The organism is Salinicola sp. 4072 (assembly GCF_036663415.1).
Classification (GTDB): domain Bacteria; phylum Pseudomonadota; class Gammaproteobacteria; order Pseudomonadales; family Halomonadaceae; genus Salinicola; species Salinicola salarius_A.
In genome coordinates this window covers 455181-468651 of the sequence record NZ_JAXOVV010000001.1, presented here as the reverse complement: position 1 = coordinate 468651, position 13471 = coordinate 455181, and the positions used below count along the sequence as shown (strand labels likewise).

The 13471-nt window shown below is 62.7% G+C and carries 15 protein-coding genes; 11 read left to right on the top strand and 4 right to left on the bottom strand.

The window, feature by feature from the left end; all coding sequences use genetic code 11:
* Nucleotides 1–24: 24 nt before the first annotated feature.
* The 4 genes from R3F72_RS02010 to R3F72_RS01995 all read right to left on the bottom strand — a co-directional run bounded on the left by R3F72_RS02010 (nucleotide 25) and on the right by R3F72_RS01995 (nucleotide 2718).
* The gene (locus R3F72_RS02010) at nucleotides 25–576 is read right to left on the bottom strand and encodes a YaeQ family protein (RefSeq protein ID WP_087717613.1); all 552 of its coding nucleotides are present in this window, start codon (nucleotides 574–576) and stop codon (nucleotides 25–27) included.
* A gap of 109 nt (nucleotides 577–685) precedes the next feature.
* Nucleotides 686–1186, bottom strand: a complete 501-nt coding sequence (gene dut / locus R3F72_RS02005) for a dUTP diphosphatase (protein ID WP_332778803.1) — start codon at nucleotides 1184–1186, stop codon at nucleotides 686–688.
* Nucleotides 1187–1276: 90 nt separating this feature from the next.
* Entirely contained in the window at nucleotides 1277–2536 is a 1260-nt protein-coding gene (coaBC, locus tag R3F72_RS02000; RefSeq protein ID WP_332778802.1) for a bifunctional phosphopantothenoylcysteine decarboxylase/phosphopantothenate--cysteine ligase CoaBC, read from the bottom strand.
* Between the two features lie 59 nt (nucleotides 2537–2595).
* Nucleotides 2596–2718, bottom strand: a complete 123-nt coding sequence (locus tag R3F72_RS01995) for a hypothetical protein (protein ID WP_332778829.1) — start codon at nucleotides 2716–2718, stop codon at nucleotides 2596–2598.
* A 157-nt stretch (nucleotides 2719–2875) separates the two neighbouring features.
* Here R3F72_RS01995 and radC point away from each other — a divergent pair, with 157 nt between their 5' ends.
* From radC to R3F72_RS01940, 11 genes are all read left to right on the top strand, one after another.
* Nucleotides 2876–3550 carry a RadC family protein gene (radC, locus tag R3F72_RS01990; RefSeq protein ID WP_071231788.1) on the top strand — a complete coding sequence of 225 codons (675 nt, stop codon included), beginning with the start codon at nucleotides 2876–2878 and terminating at the stop codon, nucleotides 3548–3550.
* Between the two features lie 401 nt (nucleotides 3551–3951).
* Nucleotides 3952–4188, top strand: coding sequence for a 50S ribosomal protein L28 (gene rpmB / locus R3F72_RS01985; RefSeq protein ID WP_071231789.1), 237 nt, complete (start codon nucleotides 3952–3954; stop codon nucleotides 4186–4188).
* 11 nt (nucleotides 4189–4199) lie between these two features.
* A complete protein-coding gene (gene rpmG, locus R3F72_RS01980; protein WP_035472447.1) occupies nucleotides 4200–4355 on the top strand; it encodes a 50S ribosomal protein L33 in 156 nt (51 codons plus the stop codon).
* Nucleotides 4356–4465: 110 nt separating this feature from the next.
* Nucleotides 4466–5281 carry a bifunctional DNA-formamidopyrimidine glycosylase/DNA-(apurinic or apyrimidinic site) lyase gene (gene mutM / locus R3F72_RS01975; protein WP_332778801.1) on the top strand — a complete coding sequence of 272 codons (816 nt, stop codon included), beginning with the start codon at nucleotides 4466–4468 and terminating at the stop codon, nucleotides 5279–5281.
* A 191-nt stretch (nucleotides 5282–5472) separates the two neighbouring features.
* Nucleotides 5473–6663: a class I SAM-dependent rRNA methyltransferase gene (locus R3F72_RS01970; protein ID WP_442978319.1), complete on the top strand. Its 1191-nt coding sequence runs from the start codon at nucleotides 5473–5475 to the stop codon at nucleotides 6661–6663.
* 27 nt (nucleotides 6664–6690) lie between these two features.
* Nucleotides 6691–7026: a putative signal transducing protein gene (locus R3F72_RS01965; RefSeq protein WP_332778799.1), complete on the top strand. Its 336-nt coding sequence runs from the start codon at nucleotides 6691–6693 to the stop codon at nucleotides 7024–7026.
* Between the two features lie 115 nt (nucleotides 7027–7141).
* A complete protein-coding gene (locus R3F72_RS01960; RefSeq protein ID WP_087717618.1) occupies nucleotides 7142–7576 on the top strand; it encodes an acyl-CoA thioesterase in 435 nt (144 codons plus the stop codon).
* Between the two features lie 161 nt (nucleotides 7577–7737).
* Nucleotides 7738–8856: an alanine dehydrogenase gene (ald, locus tag R3F72_RS01955; protein WP_087717824.1), complete on the top strand. Its 1119-nt coding sequence runs from the start codon at nucleotides 7738–7740 to the stop codon at nucleotides 8854–8856.
* Nucleotides 8857–8952: 96 nt separating this feature from the next.
* Complete coding sequence (locus tag R3F72_RS01950) at nucleotides 8953–9966, top strand: tryptophan--tRNA ligase (protein ID WP_303853192.1); 1014 nt, start codon at nucleotides 8953–8955, stop codon at nucleotides 9964–9966.
* Between the two features lie 191 nt (nucleotides 9967–10157).
* A complete protein-coding gene (locus R3F72_RS01945) occupies nucleotides 10158–11360 on the top strand; it encodes a YeeE/YedE family protein (protein ID WP_087717620.1) in 1203 nt (400 codons plus the stop codon).
* Between the two features lie 279 nt (nucleotides 11361–11639).
* A complete protein-coding gene (locus R3F72_RS01940; protein WP_087717621.1) occupies nucleotides 11640–13322 on the top strand; it encodes an NAD-dependent malic enzyme in 1683 nt (560 codons plus the stop codon).
* The last annotated feature ends 149 nt before the right edge of the window (nucleotides 13323–13471 follow it).

The window sequence follows — 13471 nt, the reverse complement described above, 5'->3', positions numbered from 1 at the left end:
GTCATTGCTCACATCCGGTCGGCGTCACGCCCACCGTTCGAATTCGAGTTCCACCGACGCCTGTCCGTCGGTGATCAGCCACTGGCCTTCCATCAGCGTGGCGCCCAGGCTCAGGTTGCGGTCGACGAGGGCGGTCAGCGCCGCCAGCGGCTCTGCCGGCAGATTCCAGACCTCGACCCGCGGCTGTGCCCGGATATCGCTCTCCAGCTTTTTCCACCACTGTGTCGCGCTGCGTGGGGCGTAGGGATAGACCAGCACGCGTTCGGCTCGGGAGAGCCCCTGCTTGATGCGCTTCAGCGACGGTTCACCCAATTCTATCCACGAAAGGATGCGGCCGTCCGGCGCCTTGAGCCACAGATCCGGCTCGTCGTCGGTACTCAGTCCGCGAGTCATGGCGAGATCGTTGTCGGCGCTGGTGGCATGTGCATTGGCGATGAACGCCAGCAGCCGCACCATCAGTCGCGTCGCCGTCTCGGAAGGGTGGCAGGCCACGGTCAACGCGTGATCGCCATAGTAATGGCGATCCAGATCGCTGACGTTGAGTTTCGCTTTATAGATGGTTGCGCTTAGCGCCACGCGACATTTCCTTGAAGAGAGCTCGATTGACCGAGACCAGTGGGCGTTCGGCGATCATTGCCGGCGCGTTGTTGTCGACTCTTTATTCTCGATCCTGCATTTCGGCCCTTCATTTTCGACCAGAGTGGCCGAATCCGCCGCCCGCCCGTTCGGTAGCGACGAAATCTTCGACGATCTCGAGCTCGGCCTGGACCACCGGCACCAGCACGTACTGCGCCAGTCGTTCGCCCGGCTCGAGCACGAAGGTATCCTGGCCACGATTCCACACCGAGATCATCAACTCGCCCTGATAGTCGGAATCGATCAGTCCGACCAGGTTACCCAGCACGATGCCGTGCTTGTGACCGAGCCCGGAGCGAGGCAGCACTACGCCGGCCAGCCCCGGATCGCCGATGTGGATGGCCAGGCCGGTGCGTACCAGCGCGCTGTCTCCGGGCGCGAGGGTCAGCGCTTCGTCGAGCAGCGCGCGCAGATCCATGCCGGCACTGCCGGTGGTGGCGTAGTGCGGCAGCGGATAGTCGTGCACGCGTTCATCGAGAACCTTGACCGAAAGCTTCGGCCTGATTGTCGTTGTCGATGAGGGCGCCGTGGACGGAGTGCTGGATGACATGAAAGTGACTTCCTGAAAGAGCATGAAATGAAAGGCCAGAGAGCGGCCTAGCTTACCATTGCTCGAACGCGAACCGGATGCCGACGCCCGTTAGGGCAGTCGGGAGACGATATGGTCGATGATCGCGCCTGCCAGCGCGGCCTTGGGCTGAACCGGCAGCGAATGACGCTGCGTCTGGTCCTGCGCCTTCCAGAGCAGTGTGACGGCGTTGTCGTCGCTGCCGAAGCCGATGCCCTCTCGGGAGACATCGTTAGCGACGATCAGATCCAGCCGCTTGCGCTCGAGCTTGCTGCCGGCGTGGGTCTCCAGCGTCTGCGTCTCGGCGGCGAAACCGACCGTGAACGGGCGGTCGTCACGGCCGGCGATCGTGGCGACGATGTCCGGGTTGCGCACCAGTTCGAGGGTCAGGCCACTGTCGTCGTTCGCTTTCTTCAACTTGTGTTCGCTGATGGACGCAGCGCGATAGTCCGCCACGGCAGCACAGCCGATGAACAGGTCGCAAGGCAGCCGGGACTCGACGGCGGCGAGCATCTCCGTGGCCGAGGTCACATCGATCCGCTCGACACCGGGAGGCGTCGTGAGCGTCACCGGGCCGCTGACCAGGCTGACGCTGGCGCCGCGCTCGGCGCAGGCCGCGGCCAGCGCGTAGCCCATCTTGCCGGAGCTGTGGTTGGAGAGATAACGCACTGGGTCCAGCGCCTCGCGAGTGGGGCCGGCGGTGATCACAACGCGCTTGCCGGCCAGATCCCGATGCAGGGGCATCGCCTCGGGCGACTCGTCGCGGGCCGTTTCGAGCTCGCTCAGCAGCTGGGCGAGAATGGTTTCCGGCTCCAGCATGCGACCCAGGCCGACATCGCCGCAGGCCTGATCGCCGGCATCCGGCCCCAGCAGGGCCCAGCCCAGCGCCCGGAGCCGGTCGGCGTTGGCCAGCGTCGCCGGGTGGCGCCACATCGCCTGGTTCATGGCGGGCGCCATCAGGCAGCGGGCTTCGGTGGCGAGGCACAGTGTCGTCAGCAGGTCGTCGGCATGACCGTGGGCCAGGCGCGCCATCAGGTCGGCGGTGGCCGGCGCGATCAGGATGATGTCCGCCCATTTCGCCAGCTCGATGTGGCCCATGCCGGCCTCCGCTTCCGGATCCAGCAGCGAGGTCCGCACCGGCTCACCGGTGAGCGCCTGCAGGGTCAACGGCGTGATGAAGGCCTGGGCGCCTTCGGTCATCACCACGCGCACCTCCGCGCCCGTCTTCTTCAACAGACGGGCGAGATGTGCGCTCTTGTAGGCGGCGATACCGGCGCTGATGCCGAGCAGAATGCGGGTTCCGGCCAGTCCCGGCCCGAGTGGTGAAACCATGGTCGACGTCCTGAAAAAGCAGGCATCCACCTTACCACCGGCGCCGGGGATTGCGTAGCTTACGACTCCTCGGTGTGGACGGTGCTCAGCGGCAACAGACGCTGGACGGCGAACTCCACCCCGCGCAGCTCGGCCAGCCCCTTGAGCCGACCGATCAGCGGATAGCCCGGGTTCTGCGTCAAACGTTCTACTCATGTGGGCAGCAAGTTGCCGAAATTGACGATTCGACTTTGGGAGTAGAGTTTCATCGCTGGTTAAAATCGGTCAGGTTTTGGCGGAGCTGGCCGATGTCCTGATTCAGAGGTTCTGATAATTCACGGCGAATGGACGGGAAGGGGCATGGCAATACGCGACTGGCCGGAAGGGGAGCGGCCACGGGAGAAACTTCTAACGCTAGGGTCCGCAGCACTTTCCGATGCCGAGCTGCTGGCAATCTTCCTGCGGGTCGGGGTCAAGGGGCGCTCGGCGGTGGATCTGGCGCGTGACCTGTTGAGCAGCTTCGGCGGGCTGCGTCAGCTGCTGGAAGCGGATCGCCAGCGATTCTGTGCCGAGCATGGCCTGGGCGAGGCTACGTTCGTGCAGCTTCAGGCGACGCTGGAGCTGTCGCGTCGTCATCTCGGCAGCCTGCTCGAGCGCGATGCGGCGTTGACTTCCCCGACACTGGTGCGTCGATTCCTGAGCGCACAGCTGCGCCATCTCGATCATGAAGCGTTCGCGGCCCTGTTTCTGGACACGCAGCATCGCGTGATCCGCTTCGAGATTCTGTCCGAAGGCACGCTGGATAGCGCCTCCGTCTACCCGCGTGAAGTCGCGCGGCGCGCGCTGGCGCACAATGCCGGTGCCGTCATCTTTGCGCACAATCACCCTTCCGGCGTGGCCGAGCCGAGCGATGCCGATCGTCGGATCACCGAACGCCTGCGCGAGGCGCTGGGGCTGTTCGATATTCGGGTGCTGGATCATTTCGTGATCGGCGACGGCGAGGTAATCTCGTTCGCCGAGCGCGGCTGGTTATGAGCAGGCGACGCGGCGCCAGATTGGCGGAATGGGCAGTGAATGGACAGTGTTTCGAGATTCGGATGGGAACGCGTGTCGGATTCGGGTAACATACCGCGCCATGTTCTGGGGTGACGCCCTTCGATGGCCTGTCGGAAACGATCGGCCAACGCTTCGCTGGAACGGCGGCAGTTGTCGTCGATTGTTGCGAAGAACGGAGGCGTCTGGTATAAAGTACGCCCTTTGAATCGGGGCACCTTTGAGTCGGCGCATTGATCCAGTGAATCAAGGCGTTGGACCATGGCAGTCGAGCGAATGAATACCCGCCATTTCCATGAGGGAATCGAAATGGACGGGCTCTTCCCGAACTGCGTGTCCGAGATAAACCGAACAACCCAACCCGCCAGTGGTCGGAGGCTTCCATGTCCCAAGTTTGTCAGGTTACCGGTAAGCGTCCGGTGACTGGTAATAACGTCTCGCACTCACAGCGCAAGACACGTCGTCGTTTCGTCCCGAACCTGCATACGCATCGTTTCTGGGTCGAATCCGAGAAGCGTTTCGTCAAGCTGCGTCTGTCCTCCAAGGGCATGCGTATCATCGACAAGAAGGGCATCGAAGCGGTGCTCAGCGACATTCGCAAGCGCGGCGTTAGCCTTTAAGGAGTCGAGAGATGCGTGACAAGATCAAGTTGGTGTCCAGCGCCGGTACCGGCCACTTCTACACCACGGCAAAGAACAAGCGTAACACTCCGGACAAGCTCGAATTCAAGAAGTACGATCCGGTCGTTCGCAAGCACGTCATCTACAAGGAAGCCAAGATCAAGTGATCTAGCTTTCTGATAGTGCTGAAATGCCAGCACTGAAATGACAGTACGGAAAACCCGGTCCTCGACCGGGTTTTCTCGTTTGTGATGGAAGAATCGCGAGAGTCCGACGTATGCCCGAGCTTCCCGAAGTCGAAACGACCCGCCGCGGTATCGCGCCTCACGTCGAAGGCCAAGAGATCGTCGAGGTCATCGTGCGCCAGCGCCGCATGCGCGTGCCGGTGCCTGACGACCTGGAATCCACGTTGATCGGTTCCAGGTTCGGTGAGCTCTCCCGTCGCGCCAAGTATCTGCTGCTGCCATTGGGCGGGCGTACCCTGCTGTGGCATCTGGGGATGTCCGGCAGTCTGCGCATCGCGCGTATCGGCGATCCGCCCAAGAAGCACGATCATGTCGATCTCGTCTTCGAGGGTGGCCATATCCTGCGCTATCACGACCCGCGCCGCTTCGGGTTCGTCGATTGGCTGAAAGGGGATGCCGCGACGGATACCCGGCTTTCCCGCCTGGGACCGGAGCCGCTGTCGCCGGATTTCGATGGTCAACGGCTCTATCGGCTGTCTCGCGGCCGCCGTGCGGCGATGAAGACCTTCATCATGGACAATGCCGTGGTCGTGGGGGTGGGCAATATCTACGCCACGGAGGCGCTGTTCATGGCCGGCATCGATCCGCGCCGCGCGGCGGGTCGTGTCTCGCTCGAGCGTTTCGAGCGTCTCGCCGAAGCGATCAAGACGGTGCTGGCGGCGGCGATTACCCAAGGTGGTACCACGCTGCGGGACTTCGTCAGCGGGACCGGCGAGCCGGGGTACTTTGCCCAGCGGCTCAACGTCTATGGTCGAGCCGGCGAGCCCTGTCGTCACTGCGGCATGGCGTTGCGCCATATCGTGCTCGGCCAGCGCGCCACGGTTTACTGCACCCTTTGCCAGACCTGAACGGTCGTTGCCCGATCGGACGCGAGATCCGGCCGGGGCGAGGCACGATTTCGCCCCGACGGGTCAATGAATGGCTGCATGCGGGTTAGAATGCGCCGAGATTGCTGTTCGGCGACGCTCGTTCGAAACGTTGCTTCAATACGCTTTTCCTGATTTCCCTTGCCGATGGAGCCTTGCACATGGAGTCAACCGTGACCCAGACCCTGCGCCTCAAGAAGAACGCTGATCGACGTCTGAAGGCGGGCCATCTGTGGCTCTACTCCAACGAGATCGATATCCAGGCGACGCCGCTCAAGGGGCTCGAGCCAGGCGCGCAGGTGACCATCGAGGCCGCCAATGGCAAGGCGCTGGGTGTCGCCTACGTCAATCCGCATTCGCTGATCTGTGCCCGCGTCGTCTCCCGCGATGCCGATGTCCGGCTGGACCGTTCGCTGCTGGTGCACCGCTTCAATCAGGCGCTGGCGCTGCGCGATCGCCTGTTCGCCAAGCCGTTCTACCGGCTGATCCATGGCGAGGGCGATCTGCTGCCGGGGCTGATCGTCGATCGGTTCGATGACGTGCTCGTGGTTCAGCTCAATACGCTCGGCATGGAAATGGTACGCGACGAGGTGATCGCGGCGCTGGACAAGGTGCTGTCGCCCCGCGCCATCGTGTTCAAGAACGATTCCAGCGGGCGGCGGCTGGAGCAGCTCGAGTCCGAAGTCGCGGTGGTTCACGGCGAACTGCCCGACGAGGTGCTGCTGGAAGAGAATGGCGTGCGCTTCGTCGCCCCGGTGCTGGATGGCCAGAAGACCGGCTGGTTCTACGATCACCGCGCCAATCGCGCCTGGCTCAATGGCCTGGTCGCCGGGAAGCGAGTGCTGGATCTGTTCAGCTATATCGGCGGCTGGGGCGTGCAGGCCGCGGCGCATGGCGCCAGCGAGGTGCTGTGCGTGGACGCTTCCGAGGTCGCGCTGGATCGGGTTGCCGAGAACGCCGCGCTCAACGGACTTCACGAGCAGGTAGCGGTCGGCCACGGCGACGTGTTCGAAGCCATGACCGCGCTGCGCGCCGAGGGAGAGAAGTTCGATGTGATCGTGCTCGATCCGCCGGCCTTCATCAAGAAGCGCAAGGATCTGGCCAATGGCGAACGCGCCTACGCACGCCTCAATCGCGAGGCTATGCGCCTGCTGGGGCGTGACGGACTGTTGATGTCGGCGTCCTGCTCCATGCATCTGTACGAGGAGCGCCTGGTGGAGTGCGTGCGTGGCGCGGTGCGTCATCAGGATCGTCACGGCCAGATCATCTACCGTGGCGGTCAGGCGGGCGATCACCCGATCCACCCGTCCATTCCCGAGACGGCTTACCTGAAAGCGCTAGGCGTGCGGGTCTTCCGCAATTGAGGATCGCAATGGAGCGATACCGCTGACATGTCTGCCGACTGGATCCGTATATTCCGTCATCCCAATGTCTTGTTGGTCAGTCATGTTCGTAACGTGATCGAGAGCGCCGGTATCTCTGCCACGTTGCGCAACATGACCCTGGCTGGCGGGGCGGGAGAGTTGCCGCCCGATCAGTGCGAGGCGGAGGTCTGGGTGGCCGCCGAGGCCGAAGCGCAGGCGAGCCGACTGGTCAGGGAAGCACTCGACGGACCGGCCGTGGTCGCGCCACCGTGGCATTGCCTCGGCTGCGGTGAGCGGCTGGAAGGAGTCTTCGATCGTTGCTGGCAATGTGGCCGAGCTCGCCCGGCCGACGATCCGGCATGACGTTCAAGGAGCGAGACGTTTATTCGGGGAAGCGAGACGTTCCGGGATCGCTTCCGGTCGGCCACGAGTCTCGCCAAACATTGTCGAAATTACCGCTGACAGTTCGGAGGTCCATATGACATGGGATCTGCCCGGCCCGTTCGTGATCGACATCCAGGTCGAGGCATCGAGCATCGATCATTACGGTCACGTCAACAACGCCGAATATCTGCGCTGGATCGAGCGCGCCAGCTGGACCCACTCCCGCCAGCTCGGGCTGAGTCTCGACGACTATCGAGCGCTCGATCGCGGCATGGTCGTCCATCGTCACGAACTGGATTATCTGGCGCCTGCCTTCGAAGGCGACCCGCTCCAGCTCGCCACCTGGCTCGTCGCTTGCGACGGCCGCTTGACGCTGACGCGACGGTTTCAGCTATGTCATGTCGCCAGCGCACGGACGCTGCTTCGCGCACAGACGCGTTTCGCCTGCATTCAACTCTCCAGCGGGCGGCCCAAGCGGATGCCGCCGCGATTCGTCGAGGTCTATGGCGGGGCTGTGGCGCCGGAGTAGAAAATATTCCTGCCTATCGGTGTGAATCCAGATTTTCTTTCAAAACGAGTTCGTCATTCAGGTCTTGTTCGTCTTTTTTCTGCCCCTATCCCGCCTTTATTGCTGTTGTGCTGTAATTCGCTCGATCCCTTCAATGACAACCAGCGATCGAGGAGATGACCATGCACATCGGCGTTCCCAAGGAAATCAAGAACCATGAATATCGCGTCGCCCTGACTCCGGGCGGCGTACGCGAACTGGTGGCACGAGGGCACCGTGTCTCGGTTCAGAAGGAGGCGGGCATCGGGGCCGGTTATCCGGACTCGGCCTATCAGGAAGCGGGCGCCGAAATGTTGGGTGACGTCGAGGCGCTGTGGGCTTCCACCGATCTGATCCTCAAGGTCAAGGAGCCCCAGGCGGAAGAGGTCGCTCGGCTGCGCCCGGAGCAGACGCTGTTCACCTATCTTCATCTGGCTGCCGAGGAGCGGCTGACTCGCGGTCTGATCGACAGCGGTGCGACCTGCATTGCCTACGAGACCATCACCGACGGCCTGGGTGGCTTGCCGTTGCTGGCCCCGATGAGTCGCGTGGCCGGCCGTATGGCCGTACAGGCGGGTGCGCACAGCCTGGAGAAAGCGCAGGGCGGTGCCGGTATTCTGCTGCCGGGCGTACCGGGCGTGGCGCCGGCCAAGGTGACCGTGATCGGCGGCGGCGTGGTCGGCGAAAACGCTGCACGGATGGCGCTGGGGCTGGGTGCCGAGGTGACGATTCTCGACAAGTCCCTGCCGCGGCTGGAAGTGCTCGATCATCGCTATCAGGGACAGATCCGCACGGTCTATTCGACCACCGAGACGCTGGAAACGGCCGTGCGCGAGTCGGACATGATCATCGGCGCAGTGCTGGTGCCCGGTGCCGCCGCGCCCAAGCTGATCACCCGCGCGATGCTCGCCGACATGAAGCCGGGAAGCGTACTGGTGGACGTGGCGATCGACCAGGGCGGCTGCTTCGAGACCAGCAAGCCGACCACCCATGCCGAGCCCAGCTACGTGGTCGATGGTATCGTCCACTACTGTGTCGCCAACATGCCCGGTGCGGTCGCACGAACGTCGACCCAGGCGCTGACCAATGCGACGCTGCCGTTCGTGATCGCACTGGCCGACAAGGGCTGGAAGCAGGCGCTCGCCGACGACGCCCATTTCCGGGGTGGACTCAATGTCCATGCCGGCCAGGTGACCTACGCCGCCGTGGGCGAGGCTTTCGGACTCGAGGTGGTGTCGCCGGAGCAGATCCTGAAAGGCTGAGAACGGGCTCACCGTCGGATCGGGGTGTTCGCTATGGGGAGGGTGGCAAGGTAAACTGCCCGCACTGCCACTTTCCCCTAGCGATTCGAAGAGTTCATGAGCAAGCGACGCGTTCTTACCGGTATCACCACCACGGGTACGCCGCATCTGGGCAACTATGTCGGCGCGATCAAGCCGGCCATCGCCGAGAGCCAGAATCCCGACGTCCAGTCCTACTACTTTCTTGCCGACCTGCATGCGCTGATCAAGGCGCAGGATCCGCAGCGGGTGCAGCAGTCGCGTCTAGAGATCGCCGCCACCTGGCTGGCTCTGGGCCTGGATACCGACAACGCGATCTTCTATCGCCAGTCCGATATCCACGAGATCCCCGAGCTGACCTGGCTGCTCTCCTGCGTCTGCGCCAAGGGCTTGATGAACCGGGCACACGCCTACAAGGCAGCGGTGGCCGACAACGAGGCCGATGGTCAGAGCGATGCCGATCGCGGCATCACCATGGGACTGTTCGGCTATCCGGTGCTGATGGCCGCCGATATTCTGATGTTCAACGCCCACAAGGTGCCGGTGGGGCGTGACCAGACTCAGCATATCGAGATGGCCCGCGACATGGCGGGGCGCTTCAATCATATCTACAAGGGCGATTACTTCACCCTGCCCGAGGCGATCGTCGACGAGAAGGTCGAAGTGCTGCGTGGTCTCGACGGCCGCAAGATGTCGAAGAGTTACGACAACACCATCCCGCTGTTCGCCAGCGAGAAGAAGCTGCTCAAGCTGGTGCGCAAGATCAAGACCAACTCGCTGGAGCCGGGCGAACCCAAGGATCCGGATACCTGCACGCTGTTCCAGATCTACTCTGCCTTCGCTACGGAAGAAGAGAGCCTGGACATGCGGCGGCGCTATGGGGAAGGCATCGGTTGGGGCGACGCCAAGAACGAGGTTTTCGAGTACTTGAATGCTCATCTGCGCGAACCGCGGGAGCGCTACGAGGCCTTGATGAACGATCCAGGCTATATCGAGCAAGTGCTGGTGAACGGCGCCGAGCGTGCCAGAGCCGAAGCCAATGCGTTAATGGAAAAGCTGCGGATCGCGGTAGGACTGGGACGTTTCCAGTAAGCAGACGTCCATTGGTCAAGGCCGGCCCATTCTTCAGTGGCCGGCTTTTTTTGACTATGGATTGCCTTCATTCATATAACCAGCATGTCTAGATAAAGCTTTTTTTGTCGTTTTCGTATTCCCGACTAAAAGACTAAAGTATTGCCCATTCGATTTTAGTCTAAAAAGGGGCTTCGCTTATGACGACTCTAATGCGTACGTCGCCTCCGGGGATTGGACGGCTATCGCCCAAGGCGTGGATCGCGGCGGTATTGCTCGTGGCGGGTTCACTGGTCGTTGGCCTGGCATACGGTGGTAATCAGGGCTGGCTGATGCTGGTTGGCGGCGCGTTGGGTATCGTGCTCTACCATGCATCCTTCGGCTTCACTTCCGCCTGGCGGGTCTTCATTACCGAGCGTCGTGGCCGTGGGTTGAGAGCACAGATGGTGATGCTGGCGCTGGCCGTGGTGCTGTTCTTTCCAGCGCTGGGAGCCGGTACGTTGTTTGGCCATCCAGTCGAAGGGTTCATCTCGCCGATCGGTATTTCGGTGATCGTCGGCGCCTTTCTGTTTGGTGTGGGTATGCAACTGGGCGGTGGCTGTGCCTCGGGAACGCTGTTCACCGTGGGTGGCGGCAACGCTCGGATGATCATCACGCTGCTATTCTTCATCGTCGGTTCTGTCATCGGCACGGCGCATTTTGCCTGGTGGCAGAGTCTGCCGGCCTTCCAGCCGACCTCGATGATCGATCTCTTCGGTACGGGGGGCGGTATCACTGCAAGCCTGGTGCTGTTTGCCGCCATTGCCGCGCTGACCATCACCATGGAGAAGCGGCGTCACGGCCAACTGGAGCAGGCGCCGTCGGTATCCGCGGGGCCCGGACGCTGGCTGACCGGGCCGTGGCCGATCCTGGCCGGGGCAATCGGCCTGGCGTTGCTCAACTTCCTGACGCTGTCGCTGGCCGGGCGCCCGTGGGGAATCACGTCGGCGTTCGCCCTGTGGGGCGCCAAGGTGTTTCAGGCTGTCGGCGGCGACGTCACTGGCTGGGGATACTGGCAGAATCCGGGGCGTGCGGCGTCTCTCGATAGCAGTATCTTCAGCGACGTGACTACCGTCATGAATGTCGGCGTCATTCTGGGCGCCGGGTTGGCGGCGACACTGGCGGGCCGCTTTGCTCCCAATTTCCGCATTCCGCTGCGTTCCGTGGCGGCGGCGGTGATCGGCGGTCTATTCCTCGGTTACGGTGCTCGCCTGGCCTTCGGCTGCAATATCGGCGCCTACTTCAGCGGCATTGCGTCCGGCAGCCTGCATGGCTGGTTGTGGCTGGTGGCAGCTTTCGCCGGCAACATGTTCGGCGTCAAGCTGCGCCCGCTGTTCTTTCCCGGCCCGGCCAGGCCCGTCGCGGCCAGTTGCTGACGGTCCACGGATGCCGTGACGAAAGCCCCGCCAGCGCGGGGCTTTTTCATTGGCGGGTAGTCTTTTGGTCAGGGGTTCCCTGGCGGACATGCCATCGGCGGCGGCAGATGGCATACTGGTCGACCCTTGACCAGCCGCGAGCTGGCTCGGCGTTCATACGGTTGCGTGGCAGCCGTATGGGCGATAACGACAATGCGCCATCGGGCCTGCACCAACGACCGGTGAGCTCGCCCGTCCGACAGGCGCGTTTCATTCGTTGGTTACCGCGAGAGTCGATTCATGTCCGATCACGCCAAGCGCCCGCTTTACATCCCTTACGCTGGACCTTCGCTGCTGGAAACGCCGCTGCTCAACAAGGGCAGTGCCTTCACCAACGAAGAACGTATCGAGTTCAACCTGGTGGGGCTGTTGCCGCAGAACGTCGAGAGCATCGAAGAGCAGCTCGAGCGCGCCTACCATCAGTACACGCTATGTCAGAACAACCTCGACAAGCACATCTATCTGCGGGCGATTCAGGACGACAACGAGACGCTGTTCTTCCGCCTGCTGGAAGAACATCTCGAAGAGATGCTGCCGATCATCTACACCCCGACGGTGGGGGAGGCGTGCGAGGAGTTTTCCAACATCTATCGCAACCACCGTGGCCTGTTCATCTCCTATCCCGATCGTCATCGCATGGACGACATCCTGCGTAGCGCGACAAAGGACAAGGTGCGGGTGATCGTCGTGACCGATGGCGAGCGCATCCTCGGCCTGGGCGACCAGGGCATCGGCGGCATGGGCATTCCGATCGGCAAGCTGTCGCTCTACACCGCCTGTGGCGGTATCAGCCCGGCCTATACGCTGCCGATTACGCTGGATGTGGGGACCAACAATCAGAAGCTGCTCGATGACCCGATGTACATGGGCTGGCGCCACAAGCGTGTATCGCCGGACGAATATGCGGAGTTCATCACGCTGTTCATGGAGGCGCTCAAGCGCCGCTGGCCGAACGTGCTGCTGCAGTTCGAGGACTTCGCGCTGACCAATGCCATGCCGTTGCTGGAGCGTTATCGCGACGAGCTGTGCTGCTTCAACGATGATATCCAGGGCACCGCCTCGGTCTGCGTGGCGACGCTGCTGGCGTCGTGCAAGGCCAGGAACGCCAAGCTCAGCGAGCAGACGATCACCTTTGCCGGCGCGGGCTCCGCCGGCTGCGGGATCGCCGAGCAGATCGTGGTCGCGATGACCCGCGAAGGGCTCTCGGAAGCCGAAGCGCGCAAGCGGATCTTCATGGTCGACAAGGACGGCCTGCTGACCACCGACATGGCAGGGCTGCACAGTTTCCAGCAGCGTCTGGCACATGATCCTGCCGAGCTGGGCTTCGATGGCGTTGCGCGTCAGTTGATCGACGTGATTCGCAACGTCAAGCCGACGATCCTGATCGGCGTCTCCGGCCAGCGCGGGCTGTTCACCGAAGAGGTGATCAAGACCCTCAACACCAACTGCGAGAATCCTCTGGTCATGCCGCTCTCCAACCCCACCTCCAAGGTCGAGGCGGTCCCGCAGGACGTGCTGGAATGGACCGACGGCCAGGCGATGGTAGCGACGGGCAGTCCGTTCCCGCCGGTGGAGATCAACGGTCGCACGATCCCCATCGCCCAGTGCAACAACTCCTATATCTTCCCGGGCATCGGCCTCGGCGTGATTGCTGCCAATGCGACACGCGTCACCGACAATATGCTGATGGCGGCATCCAATGCGCTCGCCGATAGCGCGCCGATCGTCAAGACCGGCGAAGGCGCACTGCTGCCGGCGCTGGGCGATATCCGCGAGATCAGCCAGGCGATCGCCTTCGCCGTCGGCAAGCAGGCCCAGGCGGATGGTGTCGCGCTCTCCTCCAGCGACGAAGTCCTGTGGGATGCGATCCACGGGCACTTCTGGTATCCACGTTACCGCCAGTATCGTCGTCGCTCGATCTGATAACGTAGAACCCCTCAAGAAGTTAGGCCACTGGGGGTTTGCACCCCGAAAGTCGGACATTCAGTCCGGCCTTCGGGGTGTTTTTGTAAGGAGCGGACATGACGAGCAGCGCAATGCAGGTGGTAGGCAGTGTGAGCGCAGTCAGCGCC